This window comes from Deinococcus sp. KSM4-11 (assembly GCF_004801415.1).
GTDB lineage: Bacteria > Deinococcota > Deinococci > Deinococcales > Deinococcaceae > Deinococcus.
In genome coordinates this window covers 1,071,959-1,087,211 of record NZ_SSNX01000001.1, presented here as the reverse complement: position 1 = coordinate 1,087,211, position 15,253 = coordinate 1,071,959, and the positions used below count along the sequence as shown (strand labels likewise).

At 70.8% G+C, this 15,253-nt stretch carries 11 protein-coding genes; 10 read left to right on the top strand and 1 reads right to left on the bottom strand.

Features of this window, described 5'->3' with window-relative positions; all coding sequences use genetic code 11:
• Positions 1-25 precede the first annotated feature (25 nt).
• On the bottom strand, positions 26-1,276 hold the full coding sequence (locus E7T09_RS05440; RefSeq protein ID WP_136388074.1) for a helix-turn-helix domain-containing protein: 1,251 nt from the start codon (positions 1,274-1,276) through the stop codon (positions 26-28).
• A gap of 299 nt (positions 1,277-1,575) precedes the next feature.
• Between E7T09_RS05440 and E7T09_RS05435 the strand changes: the two genes are divergently transcribed.
• The 10 genes from E7T09_RS05435 (at position 1,576) to E7T09_RS05390 (ending at position 15,246) form a co-directional block, all read left to right on the top strand.
• Positions 1,576-2,550 (top strand): ABC transporter substrate-binding protein, encoded by a 975-nt coding sequence (locus E7T09_RS05435; protein WP_136388073.1) that lies wholly within the window; start codon positions 1,576-1,578, stop codon positions 2,548-2,550.
• Positions 2,551-2,577: 27 nt separating this feature from the next.
• The gene (locus E7T09_RS05430; protein WP_136388072.1) at positions 2,578-3,402 is read left to right on the top strand and encodes an ABC transporter permease; all 825 of its coding nucleotides are present in this window, start codon (positions 2,578-2,580) and stop codon (positions 3,400-3,402) included.
• Positions 3,399-4,169 carry an ABC transporter ATP-binding protein gene (locus tag E7T09_RS05425; RefSeq protein ID WP_136388071.1) on the top strand — a complete coding sequence of 257 codons (771 nt, stop codon included), beginning with the start codon at positions 3,399-3,401 and terminating at the stop codon, positions 4,167-4,169. The genes E7T09_RS05430 and E7T09_RS05425 overlap by 4 nt, the downstream gene beginning before the upstream one ends.
• Entirely contained in the window at positions 4,166-4,741 is a 576-nt protein-coding gene (locus E7T09_RS05420; RefSeq protein WP_136388070.1) for a hypothetical protein, read from the top strand. Before E7T09_RS05425 ends, E7T09_RS05420 begins: the two co-directional genes overlap by 4 nt.
• On the top strand, positions 4,738-6,207 hold the full coding sequence (locus E7T09_RS05415; RefSeq protein WP_136388069.1) for a hypothetical protein: 1,470 nt from the start codon (positions 4,738-4,740) through the stop codon (positions 6,205-6,207). Before E7T09_RS05420 ends, E7T09_RS05415 begins: the two co-directional genes overlap by 4 nt.
• Positions 6,204-7,220 (top strand): MoxR family ATPase, encoded by a 1,017-nt coding sequence (locus tag E7T09_RS05410; protein WP_136388068.1) that lies wholly within the window; start codon positions 6,204-6,206, stop codon positions 7,218-7,220. Before E7T09_RS05415 ends, E7T09_RS05410 begins: the two co-directional genes overlap by 4 nt.
• Positions 7,221-7,357: 137 nt before the next feature.
• Entirely contained in the window at positions 7,358-8,233 is an 876-nt protein-coding gene (locus E7T09_RS05405) for a DUF58 domain-containing protein (RefSeq protein ID WP_136388067.1), read from the top strand.
• 10 nt (positions 8,234-8,243) lie between these two features.
• Entirely contained in the window at positions 8,244-12,194 is a 3,951-nt protein-coding gene (locus E7T09_RS05400; protein ID WP_136388066.1) for a VWA domain-containing protein, read from the top strand.
• A gap of 112 nt (positions 12,195-12,306) precedes the next feature.
• Positions 12,307-12,795: a (2Fe-2S)-binding protein gene (locus tag E7T09_RS05395; RefSeq protein WP_136388065.1), complete on the top strand. Its 489-nt coding sequence runs from the start codon at positions 12,307-12,309 to the stop codon at positions 12,793-12,795.
• A gap of 60 nt (positions 12,796-12,855) precedes the next feature.
• A complete protein-coding gene (locus E7T09_RS05390) occupies positions 12,856-15,246 on the top strand; it encodes a xanthine dehydrogenase family protein molybdopterin-binding subunit (RefSeq protein ID WP_136388064.1) in 2,391 nt (796 codons plus the stop codon).
• Positions 15,247-15,253: the final 7 nt, after the last annotated feature.

Here is a 15,253-nt window from a genome sequence, read left to right as displayed (position 1 = left end):
ACCGGGGGGGCGTGGGCGGCCTGACTCAGAAGGCGGCGTCCAGCGCGGCGCGACGGGCGCGGGCGATCGGCAGTCGGTGGTCGTCCTCCGGCAACAGGTGTTCGAGCACCTCCAGCACCTCGGGGTCGTCGAAGCGCGAGGCGTAGCGCCACAGCAAGTCCGCGTCCTTCGAGCGGCACACCGCTTCGCGCAGGGCCGCGTCGAGGTACTCGCGCCAGTACGTGAGCAGCGGTGAGGCCGAATGGGGCAGCAGCGGCCCGTCGTACAGGTCAGCGGCGGCGCTCACCTGCCCGCCCAGCAGGCGTTCCTCGACGTCCTGCACGTCCAGCTGCACCGGGACGCTCAGGCGGTACGGGCGCGACGCGATCTGCCCGCCGAGCAGTGAGCGCAGGGTGCTCACCTCGGATTTCAGGGTGCTCAGGCTGATCGGCTGGTCGCCGTACACGTGCGCGTGCAGGGCGTCCAGGGTCAGGCCGCCGGGATGCAGCGCCAGCACGCACAGCAGCTCGTGCTGGCGCGGCGTCAGGTGCAGCCGCCGACCACCGTAGTTCACCTGGGGTGGTCCGCAGAAGCGCAGGTTCAGGTCGCCGACCGGCGCCGCCACCCGGCCGTTCAGGGCCAGCTCGATCTGCTGCGCGTAATGCTGCGCGCTCGCCAGCCCGAGGGGCGTGGAGTGCTCCCAGGTGGTGCTGAAATCCAGCACGCCCAGCAGCGCCCCGGTCTGCGTGTCCCGGATGGGGCTGGAGTAACACACCCAGTCGTGCACGGTCTGCACGTAGTGCTCAGCGCTGAACACCCGCACCGGTTGCCGGGTGCGCAGCGCCAGCGCCAGCGCATTGGTGCCCACGCTGCCCTCGCCCCACTGCCCGCCCGGCACGAAGTTGATGCTGGTCGCCAGATCGGCCATGCGCTCGCTGCCCTCCGTCCACAGCAGCGTGCCGTCCGTGTTGCCGATGCCCACGATCAGGTCCGCCTCCTCCGCGAGGCGGCGGAGTTCCGGAATCAGGCCGCGCACCCCATATTCCAGCGGGGATTCCTGCCAGGAGTGCTTCACCTCGGATTCGCTCATGACTGGGGCGCTCACGCGTTCCGGCGGCACGGTCAGCGCCGAACGGGCCCATGAGGCCGCCACCTCCTGATCGACATTCCCCTCGGAACGGGCCGGCTCGTCCTGGGGTTCGTCAGGCAGGGCCTGTGCCGGCGCCTGGCGCGTCACGTAGCGGTACCACGCTCGCACCAGTTTCTGCCGTTCCAGGGCCAGCCGTTCGTTCATCATCCCCCGCCGCACCTCGTTCACAGGAAACCGCCGCTACGGCCTGTCGTTCCGGTCCGTATGGCCAAATCGTTAAGGTTTGGTGATCCAGGCTAGCATGGCCGAAGCGCCCACCGGATGTGTCTGAAGAGCTGTATGTCCAAGTATTTGGCGTGCAGGGCGCCGTTTCGGGCCGACCTGTCCAGACCGGCCGGCCCACAACCTTTTTGCAACCACGGGCGCGGCATCATGGCAGGGCACCCGCCGTCCTGCACAACCCGTTCACCCGCGCCGGCCGCCCAGGCCTGCCCAGAAGGAGTTGCATGTCCCAGTCCGTTCGGGCCCTGACCGGCCTCATCGCCCTGCTCGCCCTGTCCGGCGCGACCCGCGCCGAGAAGACCATCGACGTCGGCCTGCAGGCGGGTGGCACGCTCTCCTGGGTGACCTTCGCCATCCAGCGGTACGGTATCGACAAACAGCTGGGCTTCACCCTGAACGCGACCACCTACGCCAGCAAGGACGCCACCCGCGTGGCCCTGCGATCCGGCGCCGCGCAGGTCGTCGTGGACGACTTCATCGAGGTCACGCTGCTGCGCCAGAAGAACTTCCCGGTCAGTGCCGTGTACCCCTTCAGCCTACTGGCCGGGGGCATCGTCGTGCCGCAGAGCAGCGACATCCGGGCGGTGGCCGACCTGAAGGGCAAGACCCTGGGCGCGACCAGCCTGACCGACAAGACCCTGCTGATCCTGCGCGCCTACACCAAGGCCACCGCCGGGTTCGACGTGCAGGACGCCTCGAAGGTCGTGTCCGTGTCCAGTCCGCTGATGGAGCAGTTCATGAACAGGGGAGAAATCCAGGCGGGCATTCCCTTCTGGCACCACACGGCCCGCATGGTCGCCGGCGGAACGTTCCGCCAGCTGATCTCCAGCGGCGACCTGCTCAAAGGGCTGGGGCTGCCGCAGACCGTCCCGCTGCTGTACCTGATCGCCCGCACCGACACCGACCCCACCACCCTGGGCCTGTTCGTGAAGGCCGTGCGCCTGGCCGAAGACCGCATGAAGGCCGACGACAGCTTCTGGCCCGCGATGCTCGACGCGAACCTGTACGTCCTGCCGGATCGCGGCCAGTTGCCAGCGCTGCGCACGCAGTGGGCGGCCGGACTGCCCACCCACTGGACGACCGCCGACCTGAACGCCACGCTGCTGCTGACCCGCAAGATGATCGCCGTGGCGGGGCCGGACGTGGTTGGCCTGACCCGCCTGGACACCCGCGCCTTCAACACGTCCTACCAGCCCTGACGCCCCGTTCCCCAGAGGTGCTGCCCGTTGACCGACGTCCGCCCCGCCGTGCCCGCCCGCTCCTGGTTCCGTCCGCTGCACCTGGCCGGACGAGGGTGGCTGTGGCCCACCCTCGGCGCGGTGTCCCTGCTGCTCACGTGGGCACTGCTGTCGTGGGCGCTCGGGCCGGAAACCTTTCCCGGCGTGGGGGCCACGCTGGACTTCCTGGGCCGCGAGGTGCGCCGGGGCGCAATCTGGGGCCACGTGGGCATTACGCTGTGGCGGGTGCTGGCGGCCTTCGTGCTGGCCCTGCTGGCGGGCATTCCCCTCGGGATCGCGCTGGGCCGGTTCCCGACCGTGGCGGCCTTCGCCGCGCCGTGGCTGGCGGTGGGCCTGACCCTGCCGCGGATCCTGATCCTGCTGGCCGCGTACCTGATCATCGGCCTGAACGAGCGGGCCATCATCCTCTCGATTACGGTGATCCTGCTGCCCACCGTGGCGGTGCAGGTGCGCGAAGGCGTGCGCAGCCTCGACCCGAGACTCGCGCAGATGGCCCGCTCCTTCCAGCTATCGCGCGCGGCCACGCTGCGTGCCGTGACCCTGCCTCAGCTCACGCCCACGCTGCTCGGCACGGCCCGCGTGACACTCTCGCTGGCGTGGAAGATGGTGGTGTTCGGCGAGGTCTTTGGCCGCACCAGCGGCGTGGGGTACATGATCTCCTTCTACTTCCAGCAGTTCGAGATGCGCGGCATCCTCGCCTACGGCCTGGTCATGACCGTGATCCTCTCCGCGCTCGACGGCCTGCTCGCCCTGATCAGCACCCGCGCTGCCGCGTGGCAGGGCAACCCGCCCCGTCCGCCGGAGGAGCTGTGACCGGAGGAACGGTGCGGTCAGGAACGGCGAGCGGCCTCGACCTGCGCCTGGAGGACGTGGGCCTGGCCTACCCGACACCGGGTGGTTCCCGCCAGGTGGTGGCCGGCGTGAGTGCACACGTCCCGCCGGGCGGCATCTTGGCCCTGCTGGGCCGCAGCGGCAGCGGCAAGAGCACGCTGCTGAACCTCGCGGCGGGTCTGCTCGCGCCCACCTCCGGGCGGATCGTGCAGAGCGCCGTGCCCCGCACCGGCTACGTGTTCCAGGATGCCCGGCTGCTGCCCTGGCTCACCCTGCACGAGAACCTCGCGCTGGTCTGCCCGCCCGAGTTCCACGCGGACATTCCCGGCACCCTGGCCCTGGTCGGCCTCGCCGGCCGTGACCACGACCGTCCCGGCCAGCTGTCGCTGGGCATGGCGCAGCGGGCGGCGGTGGCCCGGGCACTGGTCGTGCGGCCCGACCTGCTGCTGCTCGACGAACCCTGCGGCGCGCTCGACGAACTCACGGCGGCGGAACTGCGCGCGGAACTCGGTGACCTGCTGCGGCGGCGACCGGCCACCACCCTGCTCGTCACCCACCATCCCGGCGAGGCCGTGCAACTCGCCGACCGCGTACTCGTCCTGGGCGGCACACCCACGGGCGTGGCTGGCACGCAGGACATCGACCTGCCTCGCCCCCGCGATCCGGACGACCCGGCCACGCTGCCGCTGCTGCGCGAGGTACGCGCCATACTGCGCCGGGCCGACGGTTCCCCCGGAGCCTCCGCGTGACTGTCCTTCCTGCCCTCGATTTCTCCTGGCTGCCCGCCGAGTGGCCCGGCGCGCAGCAGGCGCTGGTCATTACGCTCGGCCGCCTGCTGCTGTCGCTGGGCCTGGGTCTGGGCGGCGGCGCTCTGCTGGCCGGAGTGATGCGCCGCTCCCCGCGTGTCGAGGCGGTGATGACGCCGTGGCTGCTCACGCTGCTCGCCATTCCCTGGGTGCTGATCCTGATCGCCATGAACCTGATCCCCAGCCTGGGGGTGCGGGGCGGCACGGCTATCACGGTGGCGGCGCTGTCGTCCGGAGTGCAGGTCTTCGCATTGGGCCGACGGACACTGGAGGAACGCCGCAGCGCGTACCTGTCGCGCGCCCTGTGGTACGCCTTCGTGGCCGTCGTCGCGTCCGAGCTGCTGTCGCGTGCCGATGGCCTGGGCGCGAAGGTCCGCTTCTTCGCGCTGTACACCGAATACAGCCACCTGCTGTTCTACGTGGTGCTCGCCGCCCTGGTGGCCCTCGGGTTCGCCGCCGTCGGCCGCCTGCTGGGTCACCTGCTCCCTCGCACCTTCCTGGGGCGCAGTCCATGAGCCTCGCCCTGCCGCTGACCCTGGAGGATGCGCTCAATGCGGTGCAGCGCCGCGAACGGCTGGTACGCCTGCATCTGGCGGGCCGCCATGCGCTGTGGATCGCGGCGGTTACCCTGCCCAGCCTGGGAGGAGCGCGGCTGCTGGGACTGCTGCTCATACCTCTGGCCCCGGCAGCCACCCTTGCCGTGGTTCTCGGGGTGATCCTCGCGGCCGTCTGGTGGTGGCGCCAGCCGGCCCCCACGCCGCTGGATGTTGCCCGCACCGCTGACCGCCACGCGGGCCTGGCGGGCCTGCTCACCACGGCCCTGACCCTGCCGGGCCACATGCCGCAACCGTGGGAAGAGGCCCTGCACGCCCGCGTTCACGCCCAGGCGCGCGAGGCCGCTGCCATCCTTCATCCGGAGACCCTGTTGCCCCTGCCTGTGGCGCGCTCGTGGCTGTGGCCCGCCGCGCTGGTGATCCTTGCGGCGGCGCTGTGGTGGCCCGCTCCTCTGGCCCTGAACCGCACCGCTGGGCTTCTGCCAACGGCGGTCGCCGTGGAGGAACCGTCACCCGCAGCATCAGCAACCGCGACCATCGCTCCCTCCCCGGACACGTCGGCCCCAGTCGTGAACGAACCCACGCCAGAGCCGGAAACGTCCAATCTACCCGTCCCTGGAAGCGGTCAGCCGGTCGCCGGTGGGCAGGCGACCAGCACCGCCTCCAGCGCAAAGTCGGCTCTGGCGCCAGCGGGTGCCGTCACACCCGCGACGGGCCGGTCGGCCAGCCAGCGGCCGCGCGAGGCGCGGCAGGGCGTCACTCCCGGCACGGCCCGCGATTCGTCGGCCGATACGGCGGCGCAGGCCAGCCGCACGCGGGACACGCCCTTCGGCTCCCGCGAGGCCGGACAGTTCCAGAACGAGTCGGTCACGCCTGCCGAGAACCTCGCCTCGGCCCCCTACGATCCGGCCAGCGCTCCCGGCGCGACGCCCATGCAGCAGAAGGCCGATCCGGGCACATCGGCCCTGCGCGCGGCGTCCGGCGGGCGCGGGATCGAGAGCGAGGGAGCCGACCGCTGTGTGCAGGACTGCCTCACGAACAACGACATGAACCGGGGCGCGCCGCCCTCGACCAGCAGGGCCAGACCGCCGGGTGGCGAGACCCGCAGCGGCACCAGCGATTCCGGCGGCGGCGCGGCCGGATCGAGCAGCGGTGTGGGCCTCGGGGTCGGCCACCTGACTCCCATCCGGAGTACCACGGCCACCGACCTGGGCGGCAGTGGGGTGCTGGGGGATCGCATCCAGGTGCTCGCCGCGCCGGAGCCTGCCGGAGCGGGAATGTCACAGGGCGGCCATGCACCGGTAAGTGCCGGCACGTGGCAGACCGCGCCCGAGCTCCCAACCTCCACCACCGACATCCCCCCGGACGTGCGCGCGACCGTCCGCACGTATTTCGACCGCCTGACCCCTGCGAGGACTGCGCCATGACCGACCTGCCCACCGCCCTGGATCCTGCCCCAGCTGACCGTCTGGGTCGCCTGGACGCCCTGCTGGCAGCCCTTCACCGCGCCCGCGAGGCCACCGCGGCCGTCGTCGTGGGACAGGAGCGGGTGGTGGAACAGGTGCTGGTCGCCCTGCTCTCCGGCGGGCACGTGCTGCTGGAGGGCGCGCCCGGCATGGGCAAGACGCTGCTGGTGCGCACGATCGCCGACGCCTTCGGCCTGAACCTGGGCCGCGTGCAGTTCACGCCGGATCTGATGCCCGCCGACATCACCGGCACGCTGGTGCTCGCCCCGGACGAACGCGGCGGGAACACGCTGCAGTTCATGCCCGGCCCGATCTTCGCGCAACTGCTGCTGGCCGACGAGGTGAACCGGGCCACGCCCAAAACCCAGTCCGCGCTGCTGGAGGCCATGCAGGAGGGGACGGTGACCGTCGCCGGGACAGTGCGAGGGCTGCCCCGGCCGTTCTTCGTGCTGGCCACGCAGAATCCCATCGAGCAGGAGGGCACGTACCTGCTGCCCGAGGCCCAGATGGACCGCTTCTTCTTCAGGGTCGACGTGCCCTTTCCGGATGCCGGGACGCTGGAGCGGATCGTCGCCCAGACGACCGGATTGCGCCAGGAACGGGCTCCGCAGTGCCTGACCCCCGACGATCTGCTGGACGCACAGCAGATCGTCCGCGCCCTGCCCGCGTCGCCCGACGTGGTGCAGGCCGTGTCACGCCTGATCGTGTCCACCCAGCCGACCCGCCCGGAAAGCGGTCCGGAGGTTCGCCGGTACGTGCGCTTCGGCGTGTCACCACGCGGCGCACAGACGCTGGTGCTGGCGGCCAAGGCACAGGCGATGCTGACCGGCCGCGCGCACGTCGCCCCGGAGGACATCCGCGCCGTGCTGCTCCCCGCCCTGCGCCACCGCCTGCAACTGAATTTCGAGGGCGTCGCCGACGGCATCGACCGCGACGCCCTGCTCCTGAAGCTGCTGGCCGCGCAGGGGCTGTAATGCAGAACTACGCCGAGTCGAAGGCGAGGCCGAGCGCAGTGAGAATGAGCAGAATGCCGAACTGGAACGATGGAAATCTAGGCCGATCTGTTCACGGCCTGGATTGGAATCGTTTTGGTTCGGCATAGGGGCCGGACATGCAGCTTCCCCCGGCCGTGCAGCAGGAACTGGCCCGCCGCCGCCTGAGCAGCACCGGCCGCGCCCGCGCCCAGGGCGGAGCCGGCGAGCGGCCCTCGCGCGCCAAGGGGTCCGGACTGGAGTTCGCGGATCACCGCCCCTACGCGCCCGGCGACGACATCCGCGCGCTCGACGCCCAGGTGACCGCCCGGCTGGGCGTGCCCGTCGTGCGGGAATACGTGGTGCACCAGCAGCTGCCGATCTCGGTCGTGCTGGACGCCAGCACCAGCATGGCCACCGGCACGCCCGCGAAGTTCGCGCTGGCCCAGCAGCTGGCCGCCGCGCTCGCCTACGCCGGACTGGCCGGTGGCGACAGCGTGCAGGCCGTAACCTTCGGGAACGAGGTCAGGTCGAGCGGCCGGATGCAGGGCGTGAACCGGGCCACCGAACTCCTGGGCTTCCTGGGCCGGGCCCAGCCGGCCGGACGCATGACGCTCCAAGCGGCCCTCACGCACGCGGCGGCGTCGGCCCCGCGCGGCGCGCTGGTCGTGCTGGTGGGCGACTTCCTGGCCGACAGCGATCCGCAGGCCATTGGGCACGCGCACAGTCGCGCGCAGGAGGTGCTGGCCGTGCAGGTGCTCGCCCCGGACGAACTCGACCCCACGCCATTGGGCCGGGGTCTCACCCGCCTGGAGGAACCTGAGACGGGTTCGAGCGTGAGTGTCTTCCTGGACGACGCGACGGTGAGTGCGTACCGCCGTGCCCTGGACGACTGGAACGCGGCTCTGCGGATCCAGCTCTCCCGGCACGGGGGGCGCCTGATCCAGGTGCGTTCCGATCAGGCCGTCCAGCATCTGATCCTCCGCGAGTTCCTGGCGCGCGGCGTGATCCGGTGAGGCCACTCCGGTGACCCTGACCCAGCCGTGGTGGCTGCTGCTGGTCATGCTGGCCGCCCTGCTGGTGTACTTTCACCGGCAGCGCCGCGCGGCCCGCGCCGTGGAAGTCGGCAATGTGCACCTGTGGCGGCGGCTGGCCCTGCACTCCTCCAGCCGTGCCCGGCCCCGCGCACGGTTGAGCGCCGCCCTGTTCCTCCAGGGGCTGGTGCTGCTGCTCGTCGCGCTGGCCCTCGCCCGACCGTCCGCATCGCCGCCGGTCGGCGGCGGTCAGGTCGTGATCCTGGTCGAGGCCGGACGGGCCATGCGGGCCACCGATGTCCGCCCGAACCGGTTCACGGCCGCCGTGTCGGCGGCCAGTGGACGGCTGGAGGGCCGGAGCACCGTGTTGCTGGTGGCCGACGTGCCCCGACCGATTGCCGTCGCCAGAGCAGACCCAGCGGCCCTGCGCCGCGAGTTGACCGATGAGGTGACCGGAACCGGCGCGAGCGACGGCACCCCGGACTGGACGGCGGCGGCCCGGCTCATCCGCGCCCTGACCGGTACTCAGGCGCAGCCGCCGCTCATCGTGTACGCCAGCCCTGGCGAACGGGCCCGCGCCGCGCTTGCCCTGGCGGAATTCCGCCCCGCCATCCGGGTCATCGGAGGCAGCGAGCCGAATGCCGCGATCTCCGCGCTTACAGTCATCCCGGGCCGCGCGGGCTCTCCCTGGCAGGTGGCCGGACGCGTACACCAGTACGGCGCAGCCGGGCCACGTGCTGTCACTATCGCGCTGGGTGGTACGCCCCTGGCGGAGCGCCGGCTGGTCCTGGCTCCAGGGGGCGAGACGGCCTTCAGCGTGCACTTCACACCCGGCACCGGAGGCGTATTGAGCGTCCGCCTGGACAGCGCCGACGTGCTCCCAGCCGACGACGTGGCACAGGTGGTGCTCCGGCCCACACCCGCCCCCCTGCGCGTGACCGTGGTGGGCGCGGCGGTGCCGGAGAGCGTGGATGATCCCATCGGCCGCGTGCTGGCCGCCCTTCCCGGCGCCCGCGTGACGCGTACGACCTCTATCCCCCTACCCGGTACCGCCGACCTGCTCGTCGTGACCGGCCCCTCCTCAGGTCTGCCACGTCACGACCTCGCGCCGGTCAGCGTCTGGCTGACCGGCCCCGGCACGGCCACTCGCGACGATACGGTGCTCGGCTGGGCTCCCGGCGATCCCCTGGGAAGTGGGGTCGCCTGGGCAGATCTGGGCCGCCAGGCGCGCGCGACCATGCCACGCTGGGCCAGCGCGACCCCGCTGCTGGTGGGCGCTGATGGGCCACTCCTCGAGGTACAGCGCACCCAGGGCCACACTGCCGTGCGCGTCGCGATGTCCACCACGGCGGGGGGCTGGGTCGACTCGCCGGCCTTCCCCGTGCTATTCGCCCGACTGGCCGCGCTGGCCCGGCCGGACACAGGTCAGGAGGTGGTGCCTCCGTGTCTGGTCGGCCTGCCGTGTGCCCTCGCTGCCGGAGCGCTTGATCTCCGGCTTCCGGATGGACGCGTTCAGCCGCTGGTGGGGGAGAGCTTCATTCCCTGGACGGCGGGCGTGTATCGGGTGGACGGTCAGCCGCTGGCCGTGAACCGTCTTGCGGGGGCGGAAGCCGATCTCCAGGCCACCGGCACGGCCGCGAACGTCATCGAAGGAAATGTTGGCGGAGACTGGCTAAGCCGCCTGAACGCCCTGTGGCGGCCGCTCCTGGGCCTCGCCCTGCTGGCACTGCTGGTGGAGCTGGCTGTACTGATCCGGTCCGAACCGGCCCTGCGCCGCCGCCGCTGGGCCGCCCTGACCCGACCGCAGCGGCGGTTGCTGATACTTCACGCCCTGAGCGCCGCGCTGCTGCTGCTGGCCGTGCTGAACGTGAACCTGCCCGGCCCGGCCGCGCCGCCGCTCACGGTGACCGTCGCGCCAACTCCAGGTCAGGATCTGGCAACCGCACTCGAACTCGCCGCTGCACGCATACCGCCCGGCGCCCACGCCGACCTCCGTGTTCCCGACGGGGCGTGGCCTGTCTCGGCGCGGCTGCCGGACGTGCTGGCCCGGCTCAGGGCACGTGGCCATGTCTTCCAGACAGTGGGAGCGACCACCACCCCTTCCCTGAGCATCACAGCCTTTGAGATGCCCAGCGCCGTTCAGCCTGCACAGCCTTTCGAGGCGCAGATTCTGATCACGGCCCGCGCGGCTGGAACGGTGCGGCTGCGGCTGCGCCGGGGAGACGTGCCGCTGCTCGACGGCCCGGTGACAGTGAGGGCGGGCCTGAACCGCTTGACCCTGCCTCTGCGCGAGACCGGGCCCGGACTGGTGGGCTACACCCTGTCGCTGGAACGGGCCGGTCAGCCGGGCGTCGAGGCGGTGGCGGCCACCGCAGTGGGCCCCCCAGATCCCGTCCTCGTCATCGGGAAGGCCGGGCCAGCGCGCACTGCACTGGCGCAGGCGCTGAGGGTGCAGGGACTTGCCGTCCACCCGATCCTTCCGGGCGACCTGGGAGCGGCCGACGTTCAAGCTGCCACGCGCACGGTGCTGCTGGACACGCCCGCCGCCGCGCTCGCCCCCCCGATCCGCGCCGCCCTGACGAACCGCGTGCAGGCCGGCGGCCATCTGCTGATCGCGGGGTCTGCCCAGGCGTTCGGACCAGGCGGGTATATCGGCACCAGCCTGGAAACCCTGTCGCCGATGTCCGGGCGGGTGCCGCGTGACCTGCCCCGGCTGGCGCTCGCGCTGGTGCTCGACAAATCCGGCTCCATGAACGAGACCGTGGGCGGCGGGCTCACGAAACTCGACCTGATCAAGTCGGCGGCGCTGAACTCGGCGCTGCTGCTCTCACCGCAGGGCGACGTGACCGTGATCGCCTTCGACTCCTCCCCGAAGGTCGCCGTGCCCCTCACGCGCGCGACGAACACCGCCCTGATCCGCTCGCAGATCGGCCGCATCGAGGCCGAGGGTGGCACCGTCGTCAAGCGCGCGCTGGATGCCGCGTTGAAGGAACTGCTGAAATCCAGCGCGTCACGCAAGCACCTGATCCTGCTGACCGACGGGGTGGACGGCGGCATCTTCAGTCCGGACGAGTACCGGCGCCTGATCCGCCGCATGCACGCGACCGGCATCACCGTGAGCACCGTCAGCGTGGGGAGCGGCATGCACGTGCCCCTGATGCGCAGCATGGCCGAGTGGGGCGAGGGCCGCTTCGCGCAGGCCCAGGACTGGCGGGACGTGCCCAGCCTGATGGCCCGCGACACCCTCAGCCAGGGCGAGAGCGCCGTCAAGACGGGGCAGTTCGCGGCGCAGTGGCCCGGTGGCCCCACGTTCACGCTCCGTCAGTACGTGAGAACCACGCTCAAGCCAGGGGCGACCGCCCTGGGGCTCGTGGGCACCGGCGCGACCGCCGATCCGCTGGCCGCCACGTGGCGCGTGGGCCTCGGGAGCGTCACGGCCCTGGCCCTGAATCCCGCAGCCAGCGGTTCCCTGGGCGACCGGCCGGAGTTCCCGGCGCTGCTCGCCCCGCTGGTGCGCGGGACGCCTCTCGACGGTGGGCAGGCCCTGAGCGCACCGACGCTGCGCCGGGCTGGCGCCGATCTGCTCGTCACGGCCCCGACGGCCCGGATCACCCTGGACGGCCCGGACGGCCCCTGGCCCATCTCGCTCCAGCCCACGGCCGACGGTCGGTATGTCACCCGCCTGTACTCCCCACTTCCTGGCGGGTACAGCGCTCCCGGCGCGGCCGTCGGTCTGCCCACCATCACCCGTGACCTGGGGTCGCTGGGCCTCATGGATGCACCGGGGGACGCGGCCGCCACCTCCGGCTGGGCCTGGACGTCCGCCTGGCCTGCGCTGGCCCTGCTCGCGCTGGCCGCCTTCCTGGCGGGTCTGGCGCTGCGGTACCTGCCGGAACGGCCGGTGCAGGACGCCACGCCCGCGCGGCAGTCCTCGCCGTCCTGAATGGCATGAAGGGCAACACCCTTTTCCAACCTTCATGTGTTTGAATGGGGACGGTCAGAAAATCTGTTTGGAACCGCTCTCAGCACCACCACCGATTCCGTGGGAGGACCTCATGAACGTCACGCTTCAGGTGAACGGCAAGACCTATACCCGCGACGTGGAGCCCAGAACGCTCCTCGTCCACTTTCTCCGCGAAGAACTCGCCCTGACCGGCACGCACGTGGGCTGCGACACCAGCCAGTGCGGCGCGTGCACCGTGCACGTCAACGGCGACGCCGTGAAGAGCTGCACCGTCCTGGCCGTCCAGGCCGACGGCATGGAGGTCACGACCATCGAGGGCCTCGGCACGGTCGCCGACCTGCACCCGCTCCAGACCGGCTTCTGGGAGGAACACGGCCTGCAGTGCGGCTTCTGCACGCCCGGCATGATCATGTCCTCGGCCGAACTGCTCAAGCACAACCCCGACCCCAGCGAAGAAGTCATCCGGCACCACCTGGAAGGCAACTACTGTCGCTGCACCGGCTACCACAACATCGTCCGGGCCGTGCAGCATGCTGCCAAGGCCATGCAGGGCGCGCAGACGCAGGCCGCCGACGACTGAGCTTCCCTGTCCTGACTTCCGGCCCCGCACATCCCCTCGCCCCCAGGGAGGCCCCACCCCATGACGGACAGCAGAAGCGAGAAGTACTTCGGGCAGGCCCTGAAGCGCAAGGAAGATCCGCGCTTCATCACCGGCACCGGCAACTACACCGACGACATCGTCATTCCCGGCGCGCTGCACTGTGCCATGGTGCGCAGCCCGTACCCGCACGCGAAGATCGTCGCCATCAACACGGACTCCGTGAAGGATCTGCCCGGCGTGGTGCGTGTCCTCACTGGCCAGGACGTCAAGGAGGCCGGCCTGGGCAGCATTCCGGTCGGCTGGTTGCTGCCGGAGCTCAAGACCCCGGCCCACCCGGCCATCGCCCTGGATGAAGCGAACCACGTGGGCGACATCGTCGCGGTCGTGATCGCCGAGACGCGCGCCCAGGCCGAGGACGCCGCCGCCGCCCTGGAAGTGGACTATCACGCGCTGCCCGCCGTGGCTACGGCCGGTGCCGCCGTGAAGGACGGCGCCCCGCTGGTGCACGACGACGTGCCCGGCAACGTGGCCTTCCACTGGGAGATCGGCGACGAGGCCGCCACCACCGAGGCCTTCAACGCCGCGCCCCGCAAGATCAGCGTGCAGCTCAAGAACCACCGCCTGGTCGCCAATCCCATCGAGCCGCGCTCCAGCCTCGCTCAGTTCACGCCCGCCAGCGGCGAATACCTGTTGTACACCACATCGCAGAACCCGCACATCCACCGCCTGATCCTGGCGGCGTTCGTGATGAGCATCCCCGAGCACAAGCTGCGCGTGATCTCGCCCGACGTGGGCGGCGGCTTCGGCACGAAGATCTTCCAGTACCAGGAAGAGGTCATCGTGCTGCTCGCCACCCGCCTGCTGGGCCGCCCCGTGAAGTGGACGGCCCGCCGCAGCGAGGCCTTCGTAAGTGACGTGCAGGGCCGCGACCACGAAACGGTCGCGCAGCTTGCCGTGAGCGACGACGGCAAGATCCTCGGCTTCCGCGTGAATACCCTGGCGAACCTCGGCGCGTACCAGACCCTATTCGCCCCGGCCGTGCCCACCTACCTGTACGGCACGTTGCTCAACGGCGTGTACAAGATGCCCGCCATTCACGCCAAGGTCACGGGCGTCATGACGAACACCGTGCCCGTGGACGCCTACCGTGGCGCGGGCCGCCCCGAGGCGACGTACCTGATCGAGCGCATCGTGGACATGGCCGCCCACGAGCTGGGCATGGATCCGGCCGAGTTTCGCCGCAAGAACTTCATCCAGGAGAACGAGTTCCCGTACCAGACGCCGGTGGCGCTGGTGTACGACAGCGGCAACTACGAGCCGGCCCTCGACAAGGCCATGAACATGATGAACTACGCCGGCCTGCGCGAGGAACAGAAGCGCGGCAAGGGCAGCAACAAGATCATGGGCGTGGGCCTGATCTCCTTCCTCGAAGCCTGCGGACTGGCGCCCTCCGCGCTCGTCGGGCAGCTCGGCGCGCAGGCCGGACAGTGGGAATCGAGCCTGGTGCGCGTGCACCCCACCGGCAAGGTTGAACTGTTCACCGGCAGCCACAGCCACGGCCAGGGTCACGAGACCGCCTTCCCTCAGATCGCCGCCGATGAACTCCAGATTCCCATCGAGGACATCGACCTCATTCACGGCGACACCGGCCGCATGCCCTACGGCTGGGGCACCTATGGCAGCCGCTCGGCCGCCGTGGGCGGTTCGGCCCTGAAGATGGCCCTGGGCAAGATCACCACCAAGATGAAGAGGATCGCCGCGCACCTGCTGGAAGCCAGCGTGGACGACGTCGAGCACGAGGGCGGCGTGTTCCGCATCAAGGGCGCGCCCGAGAAGAGCAAGACCTTTTTCGACATCGCCCTGATGGCCCACCTCGCGCACAACTACCCCGAGGACCTCGAACCGGGCCTGGAAGCCACCGCCTTCTACGACCCCAAGAACTTCGTCTACCCCTTCGGCACCCACATCGCCGTCGTCGAGATCGACACCGACACCGGCCACGTGAAGCTCCGCAACTACGGCTGCGTGGACGACTGCGGTCCGCTCATCAATCCCCTGATCGCCGAGGGGCAGGTGCACGGCGGCATCGCGCAGGGCATGGGTCAGGCCCTGCTGGAAGACGCCGCGTACGACGACGAGGGCAACTTCCTGGCCGGAACGTACATGGAATACGCCATGCCCCGCGCCGACGACGTGCCCACCTTCCAGATCGGGCACACCGTCACCCCCAGCCCGCACAACCCCCTGGGCGTGAAGGGCATCGGCGAGGCCGGCACCATCGCCAGCACCGCCGCCGTGGCCAGCGCCGTCATGGACGCCCTCTGGACGGAATGTGGCATCACGCACCTCGACATGCCGTACACCGCCGAGAAAGTCTGGAAGGCCATCCGCGACGCTCGCGGCAGCCAGCCGCAGGCGGCCGACGACTGAGACGGGC

Coding starts and splice junctions, on each gene's coding strand:
- E7T09_RS05440 (WP_136388074.1), bottom strand. CDS start 1,276: ATGATGAACGAACGGCTGGCCCTGGAACGGCAGAAACTGGTGCGAGCG.
- E7T09_RS05435 (WP_136388073.1), top strand. CDS start 1,576: ATGTCCCAGTCCGTTCGGGCCCTGACCGGCCTCATCGCCCTGCTCGCC.
- E7T09_RS05415 (WP_136388069.1), top strand. CDS start 4,738: ATGAGCCTCGCCCTGCCGCTGACCCTGGAGGATGCGCTCAATGCGGTG.
- E7T09_RS05410 (WP_136388068.1), top strand. CDS start 6,204: ATGACCGACCTGCCCACCGCCCTGGATCCTGCCCCAGCTGACCGTCTG.
- E7T09_RS05405 (WP_136388067.1), top strand. CDS start 7,358: ATGCAGCTTCCCCCGGCCGTGCAGCAGGAACTGGCCCGCCGCCGCCTG.
- E7T09_RS05395 (WP_136388065.1), top strand. CDS start 12,307: ATGAACGTCACGCTTCAGGTGAACGGCAAGACCTATACCCGCGACGTG.
- E7T09_RS05390 (WP_136388064.1), top strand. CDS start 12,856: ATGACGGACAGCAGAAGCGAGAAGTACTTCGGGCAGGCCCTGAAGCGC.